This window comes from Streptomyces sp. L2, assembly GCF_004124325.1.
Taxonomy (GTDB): domain Bacteria; phylum Actinomycetota; class Actinomycetes; order Streptomycetales; family Streptomycetaceae; genus Streptomyces.
In genome coordinates this window covers 328,689-351,406 of sequence record NZ_QBDT01000001.1, presented here as the reverse complement: position 1 = coordinate 351,406, position 22,718 = coordinate 328,689, and the positions used below count along the sequence as shown (strand labels likewise).

Below are 22,718 nucleotides of genomic sequence, written 5' to 3'. Positions count from 1 at the left end.
GTGGCTGGTCGCGCAGTTCCCCGCGCCCCCTTCGGGGCGCTTGTACTCGCCCTCGTTGTAAAGGACCCTTCGTATGCGCACCGCGTTTCGCCGTCGTACCTGTTTCTGCCTCCTCGCCGTGACCTCTCTCGCCCTTTCCGCCTGTGGCGGTACCACCAAGAGCGATGTCAAGGACGATGGCGGGGCCGCCGTCAGTGCCGGGAAGGCCGATCCGAATGCCGCCATCAAGAAGGGGCTGACCGTCGGGTTTCTGCCGAAGCAGGTCAACAACCCGTACTTCACCACGGCCGACAGGGGTGGGCAGAAGGCACTCGCCGAACTGGGGGAGTCGTACAAGGAGGTCGGGCCCTCCAGTGCCACCGACACCAGCGGGCAGGTGAGTTACGTCAACACCCTCACCCAGCAGCAGGTCGACGCCATGGCCGTCTCCGCGCAGGACCCGGGCGCGCTGTGCACGGCGCTGAAGCAGGCCATGAAGAACGGCATCAAGGTCGTCACCTACGACTCCGACACCAACCCCGGCTGCCGCAACGCCTTCGTGTCGCAGGCCTCAGCCGAGGACCTGGGCCGCACGGAGGTGCGGCTGATGGCCGAGCAGATCGGGTACAAGGGCGAGATCGCGATCCTGTCCGCCGCGCAGACCGCGACCAACCAGAACACCTGGATCGGCTACATGAAGGACGAGCTGAAGGACCCCAAGTACAAGAACGTCAAGCTCGTCAAGATCGCCTACGGCAACGACGACGCGCAGGCCTCCTTCCAGCAGACCCAGGGCCTGCTCCAAGAGCACCCGGACCTGAAGGGGATCATCTCCCCGACCACCGTCGGCATCAAGGCGGCCGCGCAGTACCTGTCCGGCTCCAAGTACAAGGGCAAGGTCAAGCTGACCGGGCTCGGCACCCCCAACGACATGCGCAAGTACGTCAAGAACGGCACCGTCGACGCCTTCGAGCTGTGGGACCCGGCCAAGCTCGGCGATCTGGCCGCGCGTACCGCCGTCGCCCTGGCGTCCGGGCAGATCACCGGCAAGGAGGGCGAGACCTTCCAGGCCGGCTCGACCAGCTACACCCTCGGCAAGGACGGCGCCGTCAACCTGGGCAAGCCCACCGTGTTCGACGCCAGGAACATCGACCAGTTCGACTTCTGACGCCGGGGCGGTACCACGTGTTCCACCTCGCCCGACCGGGGCAGTCCTGCCCGTCATGACGGTAATGTGAAGGCCCTTCCGGCCCCGAGAGGGCCTTCCCACCGCCCGCCCCTCGTCCCCTGCTGGAGGTCTGGAACCCGATGGCCCAGTCGGTGGGTATCAAGGATGTCGCCCGCGCCGCCGGAGTGTCGGTGGGCACGGTGTCCAACGTCATCAACCGCCCGGACACCGTCGCCGGCGAGACCCGCGCCCGGGTCCTGGCCGCCATCGACCGGCTCGGTTACGTCCGCAGCGAGTCCGCCCGCCAGCTGCGCGCGGGCCGCAGCCGGATCATGGGCCTGCTCGTGCTGGACATGGGCAACCCCTTCTTCGTCGACGTGGCGCGCGGCGCCGAGCGCGCCGCCCGCGCCGCCGGTCTGGGCGTGATGGTCTGCAACAGCGCGCAGAACGCCGCCGAGGAGGCCGAGTACCTGGCACTCTTCGCCGAACAGCGGGTGCGGGGCGTGCTGCTCACCCCCGCCGACGCCACCGGCCGCAACATCGACGCCTTCCGCCGGCACGACATCCCCTTCGTGCTCGTCGACCGGGTGGCCGAGGGAACCACCGAGTGCTCGGTCTCCGTCGACGACGTCACCGGCGGCGCCCTGGCCGTCCGCCACCTCGTGGACGCCGGGCACCGGTCCCTCGCCTACGTCAGCGGCCCGCCCGGCCTCAACCAGGTCCGCGACCGCCGCACCGGAGCGCTGCAGGCCCTCGCGGAGGCCGGGCTCGGCCCCGGCGCCCTGCGCGAACTGCCCACCGAACGCCTCGACGTGGCCGCCGGCCGGGACGCGGGCGCCCGCCTGCTCGGCCTCGCCGACCGGCCCACCGCCGTCTTCTGCGCCAACGACCTCCTCGCCCTCGGCGTCCTCCAGGCCCTGTACGCGGCCGGGGTGGTCGTCCCGGACGACCTGGCCATCGTCGGCTACGACGACATCGAGTTCGCCGCCGCGGCGGCCGTACCGCTGACCTCCGTACGGCAGCCCGCCGTCACCATGGGCTCCCTGGCCGCCGAGCTCCTCCTGGAGGAGACCGAGCAGGGCGAGGGCACACAGCCGCACGAGCACCGGCGGGTCGTCCTCCAGCCGGAACTCGTCGTACGCCGCTCCAGCCTGACGGCGCGCTGACCGGCGCCGGCCGCTCCGGCACCGGCCGCTCCGGCACTGGCCGCTCCGGCACTGGCCGCTCCGGCACTGGCCGCTCCGGCACTGGCCGCTCCGGCACTGGCCGCTCCGGCACTGGCCGCTCCGGCACTGGCCGCTCCGGCACCGGCCGCTCCGGCACCGGTCGGCCCGGCGCCGGCCGCTCCGGCGCCGGCCGCTCCGGCGCCGGTCGGCCCGGCGCCGGCCGCTCCAGCGCCGGCCGCTCCAGCGCCGGCCGCTCCAGCGCCGGCCGCTCCAGCGCCGGCCGCTCCGGCACCCGTCGGCCCGGAACCGGCCGCTCCAGCGCCGGCCGCTCCGGTACCGGCCCCGGCCCCGGCCCCGGCCGGCGGCCGGGAGAACGCGGTTGCGTGCGGGGCCCCGCCGCATAGGCTCGGGTCCATGACCGAGCCGGTGAGCACCCAGCTGAAATCCCTGCCCGACGACTGGCAGCGCGCCCTAGCCGTGGTCGCGCACCCCGACGACCTGGAGTACGGGTGCGCGGCGGCCGTCGCCGCCTGGACCGACGCCGGACGCGAGGTCTCCTATGTGCTCGCCACCCGCGGCGAGGCCGGCATCGACACCCTCGACCCCGCCACCTGCGGCCCCCTGCGCGAGCGTGAGCAGCGGGCGAGCGCGGCCGTCGTCGGCGTCACCTCGGTGGAGTTCCTGGACCACCGGGACGGGGTCGTCGAGTACGGGCCCGCGCTGCGCCGCGACATCGCCGCCGCGATCCGCCGCCACCGGCCCGAACTCGTCATCACCCTCAACCACCGCGACACCTGGGGCGGGGTCTACTGGAACACCCCCGACCACGTCGCCGTCGGCCGCGCCACTCTCGACGCCGCGGCGGACGCCGGCAACCGCTGGATCTTCCCGGAGCTGATCGAGCAGGGCCTCGACCCCTGGGACGGCGTCCGCCGGGTCGCCGTCGCCGGCTCCAGCACCCCCACCCACGCGGTGGACGCCACGCCCGGCCTGGAGCGGGCAGTGCGCTCCCTGCTCGAACACCGCACCTACATCGAGGCGTTGACCGACCAGGACCCGGAGACGTACGCCCGGGAGTTCCTCACCGGCAACGCCACCGCCGCCGGGGAACGCTTCGGCGGCACACCGGCGGTGACGTTCGAGGTGTTCGGCCGCTGACCGCCCCGAGCCGCCGGCTGTCCCGGCCGTCGGCCACCGCTCCCGCGGCTTTTGCGGGGGAATGCGCCCGGTAGGCTGGTCCCATGCCTGATCAGATAGCCGGCCTCTCCGAGCTGCGCGGGGACTGCGCCCGCTGCTTCGGGCTGTGCTGCGTCGCCCTGCCCTTCGGTGCCTCCTCGGACTTCGCGCTCGACAAGCCCGCGGGCAAGCCCTGCCCCAACCTCCAGGGCGACCACCGCTGCGGCATCCACACCGAGCTGCGCACGAAGGGATTCACCGGCTGCACGGTGTACGACTGCTTCGGCGCGGGCCAGAAGGTCGCCCAGGTCACCTTCGGCGGACAGGACTGGCGCACCGGGACCAAGGAGCACGCCCGCGCGATGTTCGACGTGTTCCCGGTCGTCCGGCAACTGCACGAACTCCTGTGGTACCTGACCGAGGCACTGGGTTTGCCCGCCGCCCGCCCCGTCCACGCGGATCTGCGCCGCGCGCTGGCGGAGACCGAGCGCCTGACCCTGCTCCCGCCCGGGGAACTGGCCGAGCTCGACGTGGCCACTCACCGGCAGGAGGTCAACGTGCTGTTGCTGCGCGTCGGCGAACTGGCCCGGGCCGGCGCCGGCGGAAAGAAGGGCAAAGGCAAGGGCAAGGACCGGCGGGGCGCCGATCTGATGGGGGCCCGCCTCAGGGGCGCCGACCTGCGGGGCGCGACCCTGCGCGGCGCCTGCCTCATCGCGGCCGACCTCACCGGCGCCGACCTGCGCGGCGCGGAGATGATCGGCGCCGACCTGCGGGACGCCGACCTCACCGACGCCGACCTGACCGGTGCGTTCTTCCTCACCCAGCCGCAGGTCGACTCCGCCCGCGGCAGCGCCGGCACGCGGCTGCCGGAGTCAGTCCGTGCCCCGGTGCGCTGGACAGCGGGCGGCTGAGGGACGCTCCGCTGTGGAGGCCGTTATGGGTGAGTGCCGCGAGGGGCCGTTGTTCGTCTGCGGGGGCGTTGTGGCTTGTCGTGCCGTTCCCCGCGCCCCTTCGGGGCGCTTCCGGCGGTCCAACGACAGTCGCAGGCCCTCCGGCATCACCGTCAGGCGTTCGGTGACCCGCAGGCGGTAGGCGGGGTCGGCGGTGATGTCGTAGCGGCGCAGCAGCAGGCCGAGGACCAGGGTCGCCTCGTGCAGGGCGAACTGGCGGCCGATGCAGGCCCGGGCCCCGGTCCCGAACGGCTTGAAGGTGTGCGCGGGACGGGACCGCGCGGCCTTCGCCTCGAAGCGGTCGGGGTCGAACCGGTCGGCGTCCTCGCCCCACACCTCCGGGTCCCGGTGCAGCAGCGGCAGCACCACCATCGCCCAGGCGCCCCGCCGCATCGGGTGCTCCCCGGCCAGCACCGTGTCCTGACGGGCCTCGCGGGCGAAGGCGGGCGCGGTCGGCCACAGCCGCAGCGACTCGTCCAGCACGCGGCGGACGTAGCGCAGCTTGGCCACCTGGTCGTAGCCGGGGGCGGGTGAGTCGCCCCAGACCTGCTCCACCTCGGCGCGGGCGCGGGCGGCCACCTCCGGATGCCGGGCCAGGTAGTACAGGGCGAAGGACAGTGCGCCGGAGGTCGTCTCGTGGCCGGCCACCAGGAACGTGATCACCTGCTTGCGGACGTTCTCGGGTGACAGCCGCTCCCCGGTCTCGGGGTGGGCCGTCTCCAGCATGCGGTCCAGGAGGTCCCCCTCGCCGCCGCCGGAGGCGCGCCGGGCCGCCACCACCTCGTCGACGATGCGGTTGAGGTGGGCGCGGTCGGCCGCGTTGCGCCGGGCCGCGCCGCGCAGCATCAGCGGGGCCAGCGGCGCGGGCACGCTGTTGAGCCGCTGCGCATAGGTGAGCGTGCCCACCATGGCGGTCACGAACGGGTGCGGGCGGTCCCGCTCGAAGGAGCCGAAGTCGTGCCCGAACCCTGTGAGGGCGATCGTCTCCAGGGTCAGTTTGGTCATGTCGCCGGCGACGTCCACCGTGTGCCCGGCGGCCGACTCGCGGTCCCAGCGGTCGGTCAGCCGGCCCGCGACCGACAGCATCATGCCGTGGTAGCCCGCCATGGCCTCCCGGCTGAAGCCGGGCGCCAGCACGTCGTGCGCCAGCTGCCAGTTCGGCTCGTGGTTGTACGCCGTGAACAGCCCGTCCCCGGCGAGCGGACGCAGGTTGGCGACGCCGAGGCCGACGTGCTTGGCGAACCGTGACTCGTCGGCGAGGTCCGCGGCGAGCTTCGCACCCCACAGGAACACGAACTCGTTCCCGAACGCCCGGCGCCGGAAGATCGGGCCCAGCGCGCGTCCGTAGCGCATCGTGTCCTGCAGCGGGCGGCGCCGGTCCACGCCGATCACGTCACCGAGCAGTGGCAGGCGGCGCGGCGGATGCGGGATGCGGTGCAGCTCGGGCCAGCCCTGCTCGGCGCCCCGGAACCCCTTCGGCAGCCCGGTCTCCGTCGGTTCCGCCATGACGAGATCCCCCTTGGTCCAGCGGACGGTGGTACGGGTGGCGCACCCGTGTTGTACGTGAGTTCAATAGCGCGTTTCAGTGTGGTCCGGTGGTTGAACCCGCGTCAAGTAAAGTGACGCCATGCCCGCCAACCAGGGGGAGCGCACCCGGCGCAGACTCAGCACGGCGGAGCGCCGCGAGCAGCTGCTGTCGGTCGGCGCGAAACTGTTCTCCGAGAGCCCGTACGACGACGTGTGGATCGAGCAGGTCGCCGAGATCGCCGGGGTCTCCCGCGGGCTGCTGTACCACTACTTCCCGACGAAGCGGGACTTCTTCGCCGCGGTCGTGGAGCGCGAGAGCGAGCGGATGCTGCGCATGACGGCGGCCGTGCCCGGGGTGCCGGTGCGCGAGCAGCTCACCGCCGGCCTCGACACCTACCTGGCCTACGTGCAGGCCCACGCGCACGGTTTCCGCGCCTTCCACCGCGCCGACGCGGCCGGCGACCAGGCCGTGCGCCGGGTCTACCGGCGCGCCCTGGCCGCACAGGAACGCCAGATCCTCGCCGCCCTCGCGGCCGACCCCGAGTTCGGCCCCCTCGCCGAACACAGCTCCCACGTCCGGCTCGCCGTACGCGGCTGGCTCGCCTTCACCACCGCCGTCTGCCTGGAATGGCTCCGCGACGGCGAACAGACCCGGGAGCAGGTCCGCGACCTGTGCGCCAGAGCCCTGCTGGGCGTCATCGATGCCCCCTAGGGGCGCGGGGCTGTGCCGATATGCGGCTCCGCCGCGTGGGCCGCGACCAGCCACAACGGCGCCGCGCCCAACCGACGACCTGCCCCCCAGGCCTAGGTGGGCAGCGCGCAGACAGCGACCGGTGAGCTGAACGGCGTCCCGGCAAGGCGCAGCCGCCCCGCACCAACCCCCACATGGAACACACTCACCGTGCCGGACCGCTGGTTCGCCGTGAACAGCAGCCTCCCGTCCGGCGACAGGGCGAGCTGCCGCGGAAAGTCCCCGGCGATGGGCACCGTGCCGAGCAGGCGCAGCCGGGCACCGTCCGCCTCGATCGCGTACCGCGCCACGGTGTTGTCGCCGCGATTGGCGAGGAACGCGTACGCGCCGTCCGCCGTCACCACGAACTGCGCCGGGTAGTTGGAGCCGCCCGACGAACCCGAGGGCTGGGGTTCGCCGATCGTCAGGCGGCCGGTGGTCCCGTCGTAGCCGCAGACGGCGACCGTGTCGTCGACCTCGTTGGCCAGGTACGCGTACCGGCCGCCCGGGTGGAACGTCAGATGGCGCGGTCCGGCGCCGGGCCGGGTGCGCGCCCGGGACACCTCGGTCAGCGTGCCGTCGTGCTGGTCGAGGCGGTACGTGTAGACGGTGTCGGTGCCCAGGTCGACCGCGAGGACGTGAGTGCCGTCCGGGCCGGTGAGGAACTGGTGGGCGTGCGGGCCCTGTTGGCCGGGGCCGGGTGGGGGAGTGGTGTGGGTGACCAGGTCGGTGCGCTCCCCGAGGGCGCCCGAGGCGTCGATCGGATGGACGGCCACGCTGCCCGACCCGTAGTCGGCGCTCAGCAGCCAGCGGCCGCCGGGGTGCACCGACAGATGGCAGGGGCCCGCTCCGCCGGTGCTCCGGGAGCCGAGGATCCGCCGGTCGGCGAGCCGTACGGCGGTCACCGCGCCGTCCTGGCGCTCGTCCACCGCGTACAGCGTGCGGCCGTCCGGGTGGAGCGCCAGGTACGACGGGTCGGCGACCCCGGTCAGCGTGCCCGAGCCGGTGATCCGGCCCGTGCCCGGGTCGTACGAGGCCAGCCCGATGCCGGTGCCGCCGCCCTCGACGGAGGTGTAGGTGCCGAGATACAGGGGGCGCGGGCGCCCAGCGGAGGGGGGCTGGTGGTCCGGCCGCTTCCGCGCGGCCGGCGCGCCGGGCTTACCGGGCGGGGCCGCGGGCGCCGGGACCGCCACCACCGCGGCCGTACCCGCCGCGGCGGCGACGAACCGGCGCCTGCTCCAGCCCCGCCGGTCCGCGCGTCCGTCCGTGTCCATGCCGCACCTCGGGTCGTCGTCGGTTGGCCTCCCGTGACCGACACCTTGGCCTGGACCTACGCTCAAAAGCAAGACCGGCAACGGGCGTTGCGCTCTGCGCAACGAAGTGGGGCGCTCGCCGAACGAGGCCGGGCGCTCACCAGTCCCCGTCCTCCACCGGCCGGCCCGGCGCGTCCTTCAGCGGCTTCACCTGGCCCGGCGACGGCTGCTGCCAGGGGTCCAGGTCGTCCCCGAGCCAGTCGCCGACCGGCTTGACCGTACCCAGGGTGTCCGTCGGCGCGAGATCCTCCGCATCCTGGTCGTAGTAGTCGTACCAGGGCAGGCCCGCCCGGGTGTACGCCGCCCGGTCCACCGGGGACGGCGGTGCCGGCTCGCCGGTGATGCGGCGCCACTCCGGAGGCGTGACCAGATGGACGAACACCCGTCCGGAGAGCTCCTTCGACCAGTGTCTGAGCGGGCGGTCGTCCCGGTACACCTCCTGGCGCATCGACCCGCCGACGCCCAGCCCCATGGCCGGCGCGCTCCGCGGGGCCGCGGCCCCGGGCGGCGGCGCGGCACTGGGAGCAGGGGCCGCTCCGTAGGCGGGGGCCGCTCCGTACCCGGCGGCGGCCCCCGGCGCGGGCATCCCCCCGGGTGCGGGCATCGCCCCGGCTGTCGGCATGGCCCCGGGCGCCGGTGACCCGTAGAGGCCGACGGGCCCCGCCGAGTGCATCCGCGCGCGCCGGGCGTCCTCCAGGCGCCGCCACTCGGCGAGGCGGTCCTCCCGCAGACCGAACGCCTGCAGCTGCACCCCGCCCCACGCCTCCTCGCCGGTGACCTGCCCCTCCACCGTGGCGCCCAGACCCAGCGGGACCGCGACGAACTGACGGACCGTCCCCTTGCCCGAGTTGATGCCGTCCAGCCAGGGCTGCCGCGGCAGGACGAGATAGTTCTGCGGGCGGCGGGAGAGCTTGCCGCTCCACGGCTCGCCGGACACCGCGCACACCTTGCCCGCCCCCACCTGCAGGGCGGCCGGCTCCGTCGTACCGCTGAAACTCAGCCACATCGCCTCGCGCAGGTACACCGGCAGCATCACGCCGCCGCGCGCCCGCAACTGCTCGGGGACCCGGTCGCCGTAGTCCGCGACCCGGCGCACCGGGAACTCGCCGAGGCCCGGCGGCAGCGCGTGCGTCCCCGACTCGGGCAGCCGCAGGGTCCGCACGAACCGCACCGCCACCCCGCCCGGCAGCCGCAGTGTGTTCCCGTCGATCCGTACCCCGCCGTCGGCCATCGGCCCGCTCCTCGCCTCGCGGTGCCGGCCCCGGGCCGGCACTCCCTCACCAAGAACGTCCGCCGAGGCCCGTGCGGTTCCGCCACAGCCGCTCCTGTACGCCGAGGCGCTCGCGCAGCCGGGCCACCCACGGCCGCGCCGTCCGCTGGTCCCGGGCCACGCGGTCCAGTTCCTCCAGGAGACGGCGGCTGCGGTGCTCGGTGTCCAACTCGTCGATGATCCGGTTCACCTCCGTGAGGACGGCCCCCATCAGCTGCCAGTTCGTCGCGTCCGCCCGGATCTCCTCCAGGAACAGCTGGGCCAGCCGGTCCCGGGTGCCGGCCGCCGTGTGCAGTTCGGCGGTCAGCCGCTCCTCCGCCGACTCGGCGCTGGCGCTCAGATCGGTGGTGACCAGCACCGCGAAGCTGACGATCGCGTCGGCGATCTCGGACAGCAGCTGCTGCACGGTCTCCCCGACGCGGGGCGGGAACAGCTGCTCGGGGCCGCTCGCCTTGGCGAGGTCGGTGAAGGAACGGGCGAGCACCCGCAGGACCACCGTGCAGATCTCCACGGTGTCCAGGCCGGTACGCAGCACCACCCGGTGCAGCAGGCTGTCCTTCACGCGCGGGTTGAGCCGCAGGCTCTCCTCGGCCTGCCGCAGGGCCGCGTCGACCTCGGTGACGGCGTTGTCGAGACGCCGGGCCTCGTGCAGCCGCTCGGCCGCCCGCTGCCACGGGATGCCGCCCGCGGCCTCCTCACCCATCCGCAGCATCAACTGCCGTACCCGGCGGGCCAGGTCCTCGATGGACTCCCCGGCCTGGTCCACCCACACCGGCGGCGGGAGCAGCAGGTTGATGCCCATGCCGACGACCGCACCGATCAGCGTCTCCACGATGCGCGCCCACGCGGTGAAACCGTGCGCGGTGACGCCGAGCACCAGCATGGCGCTGATCGCCACCTCGGCCACGTACTCGTCGACCCGGACCAGATGGCCCACGCCCAGCGCGGCCACGATCAGCAGCGCCAGACTCCACCAGGTCAGCCCCACCAGCAGGCTGAACGCGATGGCGACGAGCACGCCGGCCACCACCGAGTTCACCCGCCGGATGCCGTTGGTGAGGCTGGCGTACAGGGTCACCTGGACGACGAGCAGGGCGGTCAGGGGCGCGGTCAGCGGGGCCGGCTCGGGGCTCAGGCGTACCGCGAGGACGTAGGCGATGGTGGCCGCCGTCGCCGACCGCAGGCTCTGGACGACCACCGGCTCCCGGTAGCGTCGCACCAGGCGCCGCAGACCCGTGTCCCACTTCTGTACGTCGCGCATCCCCTGGCCTGTTCCCGTTCCGTACGGACGTCGAACGTGGCCGAAAGAGGACTTGTACGGCCTCAGGTGTACAGCTTGTCGACGAAGGCCGACAGGTTCCCCGTCATCCGGGCGATCTGCTGCTCCAGGGTCAGGCTCTCCTCGATGCGCAGGCCGGACTCGGGCACCTTCCTGCCGCGCACGTACAGCGAACACGCCAGGTCGGTGCACATGTACACGCCCACCGAGTTGCCCTCACGGCCCGCCGCACCCGCCTTGCGCGCGGTCATCAGGGAGACCCCGCCGCCGGGGTGGGTCGTCAGGCACAGCGAGCACATGCTGCGGTGCAGGAAGCCGCGCTGCGAGGCCGGGTAGCGCATGGCGATGCCGACCGTGCGGCCGTCCCGCTCGGCGACCAGGTAGCTGCGGTCGGGTGCCCCGGGATCGCGCCAGCCCAGGAAGTCAAGATCGTCCCAGGGGCGCTCGGCGAGGTCGCGTGGGACCGCCAGCCGTTTGGCCTCGCCCTTGGAGCAGTTGACGAACGACGCGCGGAGGTCCTGCTCGGTGAGCGGCTTCATGGGAGTCCCTTTCAGGGGAGGGGGCCGGAAAGATCCGGAACCTAGGAGGTCTAGGTTCTTGGCAAGCGTACGTAGCAGCATGACGATACGGCCACTGAATTTGCCGAGAGCTATATGCGGAGGCTATGCCTGGCCCGGTACGACCTTCGCCTCCGGTGGCCACACCCCCGGCGTCAGCACTCCCAGCGCGTACGCCCGCGCCACCAGTTCCGTGCGGTTGGCCGCGTTCCAGCGGGCCGACAGCCGGCGCAGGTGATAGGTGACCCCGTCCGTGCTGAGCCCCAGCTCGCGGGCGGCCCGGGCCGTCGTGGCGCCGCCCGCCAGCAGCGCCAGGACCCGGCCCTCCACGGGCGTGACCCGCGCCGGTTCCGGGTCCGGGCGCGCGCACTCGCCCCGTGCCCGGAGCATCACCAGCAGGGCCGGCGTGTCGTCCACCGTGTCGCTGACCGGGTCCGCCGTCAGCTCCCCGAACCGCTCGGTGCCGTCGGCCGACCGCCAGCGCACCGACACCTCGTACCGCGAGCGGTGCCGCAGCCGGAGCGCCTCGGTGATCCGCTCCACCTGCGTGGCGTCCTGCGGCCGGAACAGGTCCAGCACGTCCCGGTCCCGCAGCCGCCCCGGCGTCGTACCGCACTCCGCGGCCATCTCCGGATTCGCCAGGATCACCCGGCCGCGCACGTCGCAGACCGCGACCGGCACCGCCACCCGGTCGAACAGCGTCAGCGCACGGTTGCGCCACACCACGGCCCCGGCCTGCTCCGCGTCCACCCGCACCTCCCGATGTGCGCCTCTCATCCAAGTCGAACGTCCAGGTCAGCACCAAACCCCGCCGGCAGGGGCACGAGGCGCGGAGGCCGACAAGGCCGCGCCGTGACTTCCCACTGCACGATCGTGTAGTGCTCCGGTGCGGGGCGCGGTCCCCGGTGGGCCAGGCTGGAGCGCAGTACTCCCGTACCGCGAAAGGCAGTTGTCGCGCCATGCACCCCACCGCGAGCGCCACCCGAACCGCCGGTCCCCACCCCGGCGCCCCCGTCGCCGACATGCCCGTCTCAGACATTCCGGCTTCCGGCATCCCCGTCGTCGACATCACCGCCACCGGACCCGGCCGGACCCCGATGCAGCAGGTCATGGGGCTGATGCGCACCCACGGCCCGGTGCTGGTGCGCCGGCTGCACGGGCGGGACGTCGTCTTCGTCGCCGACGTGGACCTGGTGAGCGAGCTCGCCGACGAGTCCCGGTTCGCCAAGCACGTCGGACCCGCGCTGGAGAACGTCCGTGCCTTCACCGCCGACGGCCTGTTCACCGCCTACAACGACGAACCGAACTGGGCCAAGGCGCACGACATCCTCATGCCGGCCTTCGCGCTCGGCTCGATGCGGACCTACCACCCGGTGATGCTGACGGTGGCCCGCCGGCTCATCGACGCCTGGGACCGCGCGGCCCACGCCGGACGGCCCGTCGACGTCGCGGACGACATGACCCGCATGACCCTCGACACCATCGGCCTGGCCGGCTTCGGCTACGACTTCGGCTCCTTCGAACGTGCCGAACCGCACCCCTTCGTCCAGTCGATGGTCCGCTGCCTGCAGTGGAGCATGCACCGCCTGGGCCGCGCCCCGGGCAGCGACCACTCGGCCGCCGACGCCGCCTTCCGCGCGGACGCGGACTTCCTCGCCGGCGTCGTCGACGAGGTCGTCGCCGCCCGCACGAGCACCGGCCGGAGCGGCACGGACGACCTGCTCGGGCTGATGCTCACCGCCCGGCACCCCGCCGACGGCACCACCCTCGATGCCCCCAACATCCGCAACCAGGTCATCACCTTCCTCATCGCCGGCCACGAGACGACCTCCGGCGCGATGTCGTTCGCCCTCCACTACCTCGCCAAGCACCCCACCGCGCTGCGGCTCGTCCAGCGCGAGGCCGACGCCCTGTGGGGCGACGTCGCCGACCCTGACCCGGCGTACGAGGACATCGGCCGGCTCACGTACACCCGGCAGGTCCTCAGCGAGGCGCTGCGGCTGTGGCCGACGGCCGCCACGTTCGGCCGGCACGCCCGCGAGGACACCGTGCTCGGCGGACGGCTGCCGCTGCGCGCCGGGCAGGCCGTCAGCGTGTTCGCCCCGATGCTGCACCGGCAGCCGGTGTGGGGCGACAACCCCGAACTGTTCGACCCCTCCCGCTTCACCCCCGAGGCCGAGGCGGCCCGCCCCGTACACGCCTACAAGCCCTTCGGTACGGGTGAACGCGCCTGCATCGGACGGCAGTTCGCGCTGCACGAGGCCACCATGCTGCTCGCGATGCTCGTCCACCGCTACCGGCTGCACGACCACGCCGACTACGCGCTCACCGTCAAGGAGACCCTCACCCTCAAGCCCGAGGGCTTCACCCTGACCCTCACCCGGCGCGCCGGCGCCGACCGGGTCCACGCACCGCTGCCCGGCACCGCGACCGCGCCGGCCGGCACCGGCGCCCCCGACCCCGGCGCCCTGCCGTCCCGGGTCCGCCCCGGCACCGCCGCCCTGTTCCTGCACGGCAGCAACTACGGCACCTGCCGCGACTTCGCCGCCGGACTTGCCGACGAGGCCGCCGCCGTCGGCTGTGCGACCGAGGTCGCCGCCCTGGACACCTGCGCGGGCGGACTGCCCACCGACCGGCCCGTGATCATCACCGCCGCCTCCTACAACGGGCGTCCCACCGACGACGCCACCGCCTTCACCGCCTGGCTGGACGGCACCCCCGACCTGACCGGCGTCACCTACGCCGTCCTCGGCGTCGGCGACCGCACCTGGGCCGCCACCTACCAGCACGTCCCCACCCGCATCGACGCCCGCCTCGCCGAACTCGGCGCCACCCGCCTGACCGGCCGGGCCGCCGCCGACGCCTCCGGCGACCTCACCGGCACCGTCCGCGCCTTCACTTCGCGGCTGCGCACCCGGCTCCTCCAGGAGTACGGCGACCCGGACGCCGTACACCAGCGGGAACCGCGGGACGACCGGCCGACGGCCGCCTACGAGGTGCGGGAGGTCACCGGCGGCCCGCTGGACCCCCTCGCCCGACGGCACGGACTGGTCGCGATGGCCGTCACCGAGGCCCGCGACCTCACCGCCCCCGGACACCCGCGCACCAAGCGGTTCCTGCGGATCGCCCTGCCCGCCGGCGTCGCCTACCGCACCGCCGACCACCTGACCGTGCTGCCCGTGAACGCCCCGGACCTCGTCGACCGCGCGGCCGCCGCCCTCGGCGTCGACCCGGACACCGTCCTCGACATCCGGGCCACCCGCCCGCGCCGCGACGGCCTCGCCGTCGACCGTCCACTGACGGTACGTCAACTCTTCACGCACTACGTCGAGTTGCAGGAGCGTCCCACCGCTCGGCAGACGGAACTGCTCGCTGCGGCCAACCCCTGCCCGCCCGAGCGTGCCGCCCTGAGCGCCCTGACCGGCGACGACCCGCGCACCCTGCTGGAGATCGCCGAGGACCACCCCGCCCTGCGCGGCGCCCTGGACTGGCCCCGGCTCCTCGAACTGCTCACCCCACTGCGCCCCCGCCACTACTCCATCTCCTCGTCCCCCGCCCTGGACCCGGGACACGCCGACCTCATGGTCTCGGTCCTGGACGCGCCCGCCCGCTCGGGCAACGGCCGCTACCGGGGTACCGGTTCCGGACACCTGGCCGGACTGCGCCCGGGCGACACGGTGTACGCCCGCGTGCAGCCCTGCCGGGACGCCTTCCGCGCCGACGGCTCCACACCCGTCCTCATGGTCGCCGCCGGCACCGGCCTCGCACCGTTCCGGGGAGCCGTCGCCGACCGTACGGCGGCGATCGCGCGCGGCGACCGGCTGCCCCCCGCCCTGCTGTACTTCGGCTGCGACGCCCCCGACGCCGATTTCCTGCACGCCGGCGAACTCCGGGCCGCCGAGGCCGCCGGAGCCGTGTCCCTGCGCCCGGCCTTCAGCGCCGCCCCCGAGAACGGCGCCCTCTTCGTCCAGCACCGCATCGCCGCCGAGGCCGACGAGGTCTGGCGCCTGCTCGGCGCCGGCGCGCGGGTGTACGTCTGCGGCGACGGCTCCCGCATGGCACCCGGCGTGCGCGAGGCGTTCCGTACCCTGTACCGGGAGCGCACCCCCGGCGCCGACGCGGCCGCGGCCGGGCGGTGGCTCGACGCGCTGGTCGCGGACGGGCGGTACGTCGAGGACGTGTACGCGGCGGGCTGACCCGGGCCCCGCTGGACGGACCGTGTGGTGCCCCGCTTAGCTCATAGCGTGAAATAAGGGTTGGGAAAATATCGCTTCCGGCTGCCCGAAGGAGTATGTTGCAGGTCGGGCAGGGTTCGTGAAGGGAGCCACATGGCGGGGCGGAACGGGCGCACGGTACGCGACCTCAGGCGGGGCAACCGGACGGCCGTGCTGCAACGGCTGTACTTCGACGGCCCGCTCAGCCGCTTCGAGCTGGGCCCGGCGACCGGCCTCAGCTCGGGCTCGGTCAGCAATGTGGTCGCGGACCTGGTCGCCGACGGGCTCGTCGAGGAGGCCGGCAGCGTCGAGTCCGACGGCGGCCGGCCCCGCACCCTGCTGCGCGTCGCCCCGCACAGCGGCCAGATGATCGGCGTCGACGTCGGCGAAACCCGGGTCCGCGTCGAGCTGTTCGACCTGGCCCTCACCGAACTGGCCCGCGCCGAACACCCGCTGACCCCGCAGGGCTACGACGTCGACGTCGTCGTCGGTCACATCCGCGACGGCATCGCCGAGGTCCTCCGCGCCGAACAGGCCGAGCCCGAGCGGCTGCTGGGCGTCGGCGTCGGTGTCCCCGGCATCGTCGAGCACACGGCGGAGCGGGGCGCCGTCGTGCACGGCCAGACCATCGGCTGGGACGCGGTCCCGCTGGAGGAACTGCTCCGCGCGGCCTCCCCCCTCCCCGAGGGGGCCACTTACTTCATCGACAACGGCGCCAAGACCCTCGGCCAGGCCGAGATGTGGTTCGGCGCCGGGCGCGGGGCCCGCAACGCGGTCGTCGTGCTGTTCGGCTCCGGCGTCGGCGCCTGCCTGGTCACGCCCGAGGTGGAGCACGGCCGGGCCGTCGAGTGGGGGCACCTCACCGTCCGGGTGCGGGGCCGGCGGTGCCGTTGCGGCGCGCCGGGCTGCCTGGAGGCCTACGCGGGCGCGGAGTCCCTGCTCGCGCGCTGGCGGGAGGAGGGCGGACGGCCCCCCGCCGACGCCGACGAGGAGACCGCGCTCACCGCGATGCTCGCCGCCGCCTACCCGCCCGAGGGTGAGACCGCCGATCCGGTCGCCCTCGCCGTACTGGAGGAGACCGCCGAGTACCTGGGCGCCGGCCTGTCCGACCTGATCAACCTCTTCCAGCCCGAGCGGATCCTGATCGGTGGCTGGGCCGGACTGCAACTCGGCACCCGCTTCCTGCCGGCCGTACGCCGGCACGCGACGACCTACGCCCTGCGGTACCCGGCCCAGAAGGTCACCATCGACCTCGGCCGGCTCGGCCCGGACGCGGTCACCGTCGGCGCCGCGATCCTTCCCCTGGCCGACTTCTTCGGCCGGGGCGGCCACCGCCACGAACCGGCCCCGCAGGACCGGCACCCGGCCTGGCGCACCGCGCTGGAGGAGCGGACGCCCCGCTGACGGGGTGCCGCAATTCCGGTGCGGTGTAGTGGAGTTCAGGCCGACGGCTCGTCCGGGATCGGGTGCTCGGCGTGGACCGTGCCCGTGTGGGGCGCGCCCCGGGGGCCGGTACCGGCCACGTCGGTCCCGGGGACGTCCGCGTCGCCGGTCTCCTCGGCGCCGGACTCGGCATCGGCACCGGTTTCGTCACCGTCACCGTCACCGGCATCGGCATCGGCATCGGCATCGGCATCGGTTTCGGACCGGGCGTCGGGGCCGGCCCGCGTGCCGTCGTCCGCCGTATCGGGCTTCCCCCGTCCCGGGGCCGGTCGTCCGGAGGACGCCTCCCACGGGTCCTCGCGCGGGCCGGCCTGCTGGTCGGGCAGATCCCGGGGGATCGGAGCCGCGTGCGGGCCCGGCTCGTGCGGTCCCTCTTCGGTCATGGCGTTCTCCCTCACTGGACCTCACTGGCCCTCGGTGGGCCTGACTGGACCTGACGGCCTCACGTGCGCTCAGCCGACCTTGCGTCCCCGCATCGGCTCCGTGTCCATCCCGCCGCCCTGCTGCAGCCCGTCGAGAAACTCGCGCAGCACCTCGTCTGCCGGGCGGCGGGGCTGCCAGCCCAGTTCGGCGCGGGCCCGGGCGCAGTCCATCAGCGGCACCCGCAGCACGGCGTCGAAGAGGTGCGGCGAGGCCGGCAGCAGATGCAGCCCCCAGGCGGCGGCGATCGCCGCCCGGGCCGCCGTGCGGGGGAGCCGGACCGGGCGGGTGCCGAGCATCTCGCCGAGCATCGTGGCGTCCACCGGGGGATCCGCGGCGAGGTTGTACGCGCCCCGGGCGGTCTCGGAGTGCACCGCGAGGCGGTACGCCTCGGCGGCGTCGTCCGTGTGCAGGGCCTGCACCCGCAGCCCGGGGACGTCCGGGAGGAACGGCAGCAGCTCGGGCCGGGCCAGCGGGCCCGGCAGGAAACGGCCGCCGAAGATACGGCGCTGCTCGCTCGCGGACTCCCACTTGAACAGGAACGCCGGGCGCATCCGCACCACCCGCACCTCGGGGTGGTCCCGCTCGAAGACGTCCAGCGTGCGCTCCAGGTAGGCCTTCTCCCGGCAGTACGCGGCGTCCGGCCAGCCGTGCGTCGGCCACGACTCGTCCACCGGCCGGTCCTTCGGCCCCGGCGAGTACGCGCCGACCGACGAGGCGTGCACCAGCACCGGCACCCGGGCCGCGGCGACCGCCTCGAACACCCGGATCCCGCCCAGCACATTGGTCCGCCAGGTGGTCGCCGGATCGTGCGTCGGCTGGAACGCCCAGGCCAGATGGACCACCGCGTCCGCGCCCTCGAACCGCTCGGCCAGATTGGCCTGGTCGGAGGCGAGATCCGCCGCCGACCACTCGGTCTTCGCCGGCGACCACTCGGGCGTGCGCCGGGCGATGCCCCGCACCGACTTGATCCCGGGGTCCTCCGCGAGCAGGCGCACCACGCTGGTCCCGACATTGCCGGTGGCGCCCGTCACGACGACCCTGCTGCCCGTTGCACCACTCACCTCGGGCTCCTCCGCGGGGCTTCGGTGGACCGGCCGGGTACCCGGCCGCCCCACGTGCACACGCGCCCCCGCGAGCCCCACCCGTCCGGCATGACGTGGGAGGTAATCGACCCGCGGACCGGACTCGGGAAACATCGGTGTCACGGAGATCGACGGACATCCCGTCGGACCACAGCCGGACCCCGAGGAGGCCGCCATGCCGTTCTACGACAGCCCCGTCGACGGCGCCCGCCTGCACTACGTCGACCACGGCCCCACAACCGGGCCGGTCGCCGTCTTCGTCAGCAGCGCGTATCTGGGCTACGAGATGTGGGAGTACCAGATGCTCCCCCTGGCCGAGGCCGGATACCGCTGCGTGGCACTGGACCGGCGGGGCCACGGCCGCTCCGAGGACACCTGGCTCGGCTACGACCTCGACACCCTCGCCGACGACCTGCAGGGCCTGCTGGACCACCTCGACCTGCGCGGCGTCACGCTGATCGGGCACTCCGTGGGCACCGCCGAGGTCGTCCGCTGTTTGACCCGGCACGGCACCGCACGGGTGGACCGCGTCGCCCTCGTCTCCGGGGTGAGCCCCGGGATCGTCCGCTCGCCGGGCGTCCCGGACGGTATCGACCCGGCGCTGGTCCGGGCCGACGAGGCCGCCTTCCGGCGGGACCGGGCGGGCTGGTTCACGGCCTCGGCGGACGACTTCTTCGCCGTCGGCCTGCCCGGCATCGAGGTGACCGAGGCCTACACCCGGTACCTGATCGACCGCTGCCTGGTGGCCACCCCCAGGGCCGCCCTGGGCATCCGGGCCGTCGTGGCCTCCCTCGACCTCACCGCGGAGCTGCCCGGCGTGGCCGTACCGGTACTGGTCGTGCACGGCACCCACGACACCTCGGCGCCCCTCGCCCTCACCGGGGAGCGCATCGCCCGGATGGTCCCCGACGGCACCCTGAAGGTGTACGAGAACGCCGGCCACGGTCTGTTCGCGACCCACGCGGAGCGGCTCACCGAGGACCTGCGGGAGTTCCTCGACGCCGCCTCGGCCGACAGCGGGCTGGCACAGGCGGCGTAAGGGAGCAAGGGGCGCAGGCGGCGTGAGGGCGCATCCGGCGCAAAGGCGCGGGCGGCACGAAAAGGGCCCCGGTCGCGACGGGGGAATCACGACCGGGGCGGTCAAGGGGCGGGCGCGGACGGCGGTCGCCTCCGGCGAGGGGCTCCACAGGGCTTCAGCCGAACGATCGTCCCCGTGGGCGAAGGACGAGGCCCGAGGACACTGTTCCCTCCGCACCCACGTCTAGTTCAACGAAGAACCAACCGCCTGTGTTCCTGGTCCGGCGTGATCCGGGTCACCCGTTGCGCGCGGCTCACACCAGCGGACTCTCCCCGAGGCGGGCGAGCAGGCCGGCGGGGTCGTCGTAGACCGCCTCCGCCCCCGCCTCGGTCAGATCGGCGCGCGGGATACCGCCGCACAGCAGCCCCAGGCAGCGCACCCCGGCCTTGCTGCCCGCCCGCATGTCCCACACGGTGTCCCCGACGAACACCGCCCGGGAGGCGGGCACCCCGGCCAGCTCCAGCGCGTGCTCCACGGGCTCCGGGGCCGGCTTGCCCTCGGCGACGTCGTCGGCACTCGCGGTGTCGGTGATCGCCTCGTCCGCGTCGATCGCCCGGCGCAGCGCGCCCAGCTCGGCCCCGCTCGCGGAGGTGGCCAGCACCACCGTCCAGCCGTCCCGGTGCAGCCGGCGCAGCAGCTCCGCGGCCCCCGGCAGAGCGGGCAGCCGGTCGAAGTACTGTCCGTACAGCGTCGTGTGCGCGGCGCTCAGCTCCGCGTCCCGGTCCGTGTCCCGGTCGTCCCCGAGCAGGTGGGCGATCAGATCCGTGGAGCCGAGACCCACGGCCCGGTGGATCGCGTGCATCGGCACGTCGTGGCCGGCCTGGCGGAACGCCTCCCACCAGGTGACGACGTGCAGGTGATTGGTGTCGACGAGCGTTCCGTCGACGTCGAAGACGGCGGCACGGTCCATCCGCGTTCCTTTCTCGGGTCCTGCGGGGCCGGGTACCACGTCACGCACCGGGCACGCGTTCCGGCGTACGGCCCTGACGGGTCCAGGCCAGCAGTTCCTCTGCCGACCAGGTGGTCACCACCCGTTCGGCGGGCACCCCGCACTCCTCCGCCCGCGCGCAGCCGAGGATCTGCCAGTCCAGCTGCCCGGGCGCGTGCGCGTCGGTGTCGACCGAGAACAGGACCCCCGCCTCCACGGCCCGGCGCAGCAGCCGGCGCGGCGGGTCGAGCCGTTCGGGCCGGCTGTTGATCTCCACGGCCGTGCCGGACTCCGCGCAGGCGGCGAACACCTCGTCCGCGTCGAACTCCGACTCGGGCCGTCCGCGCCCGGTGACCAGGCGCCCGGTGCAGTGGCCGAGGACGTCGGCGTGCGGGTTCCGCACGGCGGCCACCATCCGGCGGGTCATCGACCGGGCGTCCATCCGCAGCTTGGAGTGCACCGATACGACGACCACGTCGAGCCGCTCCAGCAGCTCCGGCTCCTGGTCCAGGCCGCCGTCGTCGAGGATGTCGCACTCGATCCCGGTGAGCAGCCGGAACGGCGCCCAGGCCGCGTTCAGCCCTTCCACCACGTCCAGCTGCTCGCGCAGCCGCTCGGGGGACAGTCCGCGGGCCACCGTCAGCCGCGGCGAGTGGTCGGTGAGGACGGTCCACTCGTGCCCGAGCCGGGCCGCGGCCCACCCCATCTCCTCGATCGGGCTGCCGCCGTCGGACCAGTCCGAGTGCGTGTGGCAGTCCCCGCGCAGCAGCGCCCGCAGCTCAGCGCCGGCCCCCGACACCACCGGCGCTCCGGCCTCCTCCTCCAGCTTCCGCAGATACCCCGGCACCTCACCGGCCAGCGCCTCCCGCACCACCTGAGCCGTCTTCGGCCCGACCCCCTTCAACGCCTCCAGCGACCCGTCCGCCGCCCGCGAGGCCACCTCCTCGTCGGACAGCTCCCGCACCACCCGGGCAGCGGTACGAAACGCCCGCACCCGATAGGTCGGCGCCAAAGACCGCTCCAACAGAAACGCAATCCGCTCCAGCGCGGCAACGGGCTCCATACATCCAAGGTTCACCCAGGCGCCCCACAGGGGCGCGGGGCTGCGTCCATTTGCGGCTCCGCCGCGTGGGCGCGACAAGCCACGAACACACCGCACCCGGCAACGCTCAGCCGGCAACGGCTCTATATGACGAAGGTTCACCCAAGCGCCCCAGAGGGGCGCGGGGAACTGCGCGACCAGCCCCCACCCACCCGCACCCGGCAACGCTCACCACCCCCCACAACGGTTTACCGCCCCCATCGCCGGGTACTGCGATGACCCCGCCCCGGGCCAAGGCCAAGGCCAAGGCCAAGGCCAAAGGAGCCTCACCCATGTCACCCCGGCCGGCCCGAACCCCACCAACTCCATGAAGCTCCGCACCAGCAGCTGCGAACAACCCGGCCTCACAAGAACCCGCTGCGGCCGCGGCTTCCGCTACCGCGACCCCAGCGGCGCGCCCCTGACCGACCCCGCGGAACTCGCCCGCATCCGGGCCCTCACCATCCCGCCCGCCTGGCGCGAGGTGTGGATCTGCCCGTGGCCCACCGGCCACCTTCAGGCCGTCGGCACCGACGCGGCCGGCCGCCGCCAGTACCTGTACCACGAGCGGTTCCGGGCCGAGCAGGACAAGGCCAAGCACGAGCACGTACGGCAGATCGCCCGCGCCCTGCCCGGCCTGCGGTCCCGGGTCGAGGCCGACCTCGGCGGACGGGGGCTGAGCCGGGCGCGGGTCACCGCCTGCGCGGTCCGCCTGCTCGACCTCGGCTTCTTCCGCATCGGCAGCGACCGCCACACCCGCGCCAGCGAGACCTACGGCCTGACGACCATGCTGCGCGAGCACGTCACCTGCGGCCGCGCCGAGATCACCTTCGGCTATCCGGCCAAGGGCGGCATCGACCTGGTCCGCGCCCTCGTCGACGAGCGGGTGCACACCGTCGTACGGTCCCTGCTGCGCCGTCGCCACGGCGGTGACCGGTTCCTCGCGTACTGGGAGCACGGCGCCTGGCACGACCTGCACGGCGGCGACCTCAACGAGGCGCTGCGCCGGCTCTCCGGCACCGACGCCACCGCCAAGGACTTCCGTACCTGGCACGCGACCGTGCTCGCGGCCGTCGCGGTCGCCGTCACCGCCCGGGGCGGCCGGGCCACGGAGACCGCGCGGCACCGGCAGACCACCCGGGCCGTGCGCGAGGTGAGTCACTACCTCGGGAACACGCCCGCGGTGTGCCGGTCCTCCTACATCGACCCAAAGGTCTTCGAACTGTTCGAGCGGGGTGTGACGATCACCCCCGTGCTCAACCGCCTCGGCGAACACGGGGAGTTCGGGCGCCCCGCCACCCAGGGCGCCGTCGAGGCCGCCGTACTGGACCTCCTCGACGGCGCCCGCTGAGCC

At 73.9% G+C, this 22,718-nt stretch carries 19 protein-coding genes; 9 read left to right on the top strand and 10 right to left on the bottom strand.

The genetic code is table 11. The annotated features are described in order from the left end of the window. Positions 1-73 precede the first annotated feature (73 nt). The 4 genes from rhaS (at position 74) to DBP14_RS37215 (ending at position 4,400) form a co-directional block, all read left to right on the top strand. Positions 74-1,147 (top strand): rhamnose ABC transporter substrate-binding protein, encoded by a 1,074-nt coding sequence (gene rhaS, locus DBP14_RS01515; protein ID WP_129305250.1) that lies wholly within the window; start codon positions 74-76, stop codon positions 1,145-1,147. Positions 1,148-1,287: 140 nt separating this feature from the next. Then, complete coding sequence (locus tag DBP14_RS01510) at positions 1,288-2,313, top strand: LacI family DNA-binding transcriptional regulator (protein ID WP_129305249.1); 1,026 nt, start codon at positions 1,288-1,290, stop codon at positions 2,311-2,313. Positions 2,314-2,727: 414 nt separating this feature from the next. Then, positions 2,728-3,471: a PIG-L deacetylase family protein gene (locus tag DBP14_RS01500; protein WP_129305248.1), complete on the top strand. Its 744-nt coding sequence runs from the start codon at positions 2,728-2,730 to the stop codon at positions 3,469-3,471. Positions 3,472-3,554: 83 nt separating this feature from the next. Continuing rightward, positions 3,555-4,400, top strand: a complete 846-nt coding sequence (locus DBP14_RS37215; RefSeq protein WP_129305247.1) for a pentapeptide repeat-containing protein — start codon at positions 3,555-3,557, stop codon at positions 4,398-4,400. Here DBP14_RS37215 and DBP14_RS01490 read toward each other — a convergent pair. Then, positions 4,362-5,945, bottom strand: a complete 1,584-nt coding sequence (locus DBP14_RS01490) for a cytochrome P450 (RefSeq protein ID WP_129305246.1) — start codon at positions 5,943-5,945, stop codon at positions 4,362-4,364. The genes DBP14_RS37215 and DBP14_RS01490 overlap by 39 nt on opposite strands. Before the next feature lie 121 nt (positions 5,946-6,066). On the opposite strand from DBP14_RS01490, the gene DBP14_RS01485 reads away from it, so the two are divergent. Continuing rightward, complete coding sequence (locus DBP14_RS01485; protein ID WP_129305245.1) at positions 6,067-6,678, top strand: TetR/AcrR family transcriptional regulator; 612 nt, start codon at positions 6,067-6,069, stop codon at positions 6,676-6,678. Positions 6,679-6,770: 92 nt separating this feature from the next. On the opposite strand, the gene DBP14_RS01480 is transcribed toward DBP14_RS01485, so the two are convergent. The 5 genes from DBP14_RS01480 to DBP14_RS01460 form a co-directional block, all read right to left on the bottom strand. Then, positions 6,771-7,970, bottom strand: coding sequence for a lactonase family protein (locus DBP14_RS01480; protein ID WP_129305244.1), 1,200 nt, complete (start codon positions 7,968-7,970; stop codon positions 6,771-6,773). Positions 7,971-8,106: 136 nt separating this feature from the next. Continuing rightward, complete coding sequence (locus DBP14_RS01475; protein WP_129305243.1) at positions 8,107-9,240, bottom strand: hypothetical protein; 1,134 nt, start codon at positions 9,238-9,240, stop codon at positions 8,107-8,109. Positions 9,241-9,286: 46 nt separating this feature from the next. Next, complete coding sequence (locus DBP14_RS01470; protein ID WP_206739186.1) at positions 9,287-10,540, bottom strand: aromatic acid exporter family protein; 1,254 nt, start codon at positions 10,538-10,540, stop codon at positions 9,287-9,289. Positions 10,541-10,602: 62 nt separating this feature from the next. Next, on the bottom strand, positions 10,603-11,097 hold the full coding sequence (locus tag DBP14_RS01465) for an FBP domain-containing protein (RefSeq protein ID WP_129305242.1): 495 nt from the start codon (positions 11,095-11,097) through the stop codon (positions 10,603-10,605). Between the two features lie 123 nt (positions 11,098-11,220). Further along, complete coding sequence (locus tag DBP14_RS01460) at positions 11,221-11,892, bottom strand: PAS domain-containing protein (protein ID WP_206739185.1); 672 nt, start codon at positions 11,890-11,892, stop codon at positions 11,221-11,223. 245 nt (positions 11,893-12,137) lie between these two features. On the opposite strand from DBP14_RS01460, the gene DBP14_RS01455 reads away from it, so the two are divergent. Both DBP14_RS01455 and DBP14_RS01450 read left to right on the top strand, forming a co-directional pair. Beyond that, positions 12,138-15,311, top strand: a complete 3,174-nt coding sequence (locus DBP14_RS01455) for a cytochrome P450 (RefSeq protein ID WP_241740761.1) — start codon at positions 12,138-12,140, stop codon at positions 15,309-15,311. Between the two features lie 132 nt (positions 15,312-15,443). Next, positions 15,444-16,733 carry an ROK family transcriptional regulator gene (locus DBP14_RS01450; protein WP_129305240.1) on the top strand — a complete coding sequence of 430 codons (1,290 nt, stop codon included), beginning with the start codon at positions 15,444-15,446 and terminating at the stop codon, positions 16,731-16,733. A gap of 35 nt (positions 16,734-16,768) precedes the next feature. On the opposite strand, the gene DBP14_RS01445 is transcribed toward DBP14_RS01450, so the two are convergent. Beyond that, complete coding sequence (locus DBP14_RS01445) at positions 16,769-17,155, bottom strand: hypothetical protein (protein WP_129305239.1); 387 nt, start codon at positions 17,153-17,155, stop codon at positions 16,769-16,771. 69 nt (positions 17,156-17,224) lie between these two features. After that, on the bottom strand, positions 17,225-18,256 hold the full coding sequence (locus tag DBP14_RS01440) for an SDR family oxidoreductase (protein ID WP_129305238.1): 1,032 nt from the start codon (positions 18,254-18,256) through the stop codon (positions 17,225-17,227). Between the two features lie 196 nt (positions 18,257-18,452). Between DBP14_RS01440 and DBP14_RS01435 the strand changes: the two genes are divergently transcribed. Then, positions 18,453-19,316 carry an alpha/beta hydrolase gene (locus tag DBP14_RS01435; RefSeq protein WP_129305237.1) on the top strand — a complete coding sequence of 288 codons (864 nt, stop codon included), beginning with the start codon at positions 18,453-18,455 and terminating at the stop codon, positions 19,314-19,316. Positions 19,317-19,608: 292 nt separating this feature from the next. On the opposite strand, the gene DBP14_RS01430 is transcribed toward DBP14_RS01435, so the two are convergent. Both DBP14_RS01430 and DBP14_RS01425 read right to left on the bottom strand, forming a co-directional pair. Then, entirely contained in the window at positions 19,609-20,265 is a 657-nt protein-coding gene (locus tag DBP14_RS01430; protein WP_129305236.1) for an HAD family hydrolase, read from the bottom strand. A 40-nt stretch (positions 20,266-20,305) separates the two neighbouring features. Further along, positions 20,306-21,346, bottom strand: a complete 1,041-nt coding sequence (locus tag DBP14_RS01425) for a PHP domain-containing protein (protein WP_129305235.1) — start codon at positions 21,344-21,346, stop codon at positions 20,306-20,308. 346 nt (positions 21,347-21,692) lie between these two features. Here DBP14_RS01425 and DBP14_RS01420 point away from each other — a divergent pair, with 346 nt between their 5' ends. Continuing rightward, on the top strand, positions 21,693-22,715 hold the full coding sequence (locus tag DBP14_RS01420; protein WP_129305234.1) for a DNA topoisomerase IB: 1,023 nt from the start codon (positions 21,693-21,695) through the stop codon (positions 22,713-22,715). Positions 22,716-22,718: the final 3 nt, after the last annotated feature.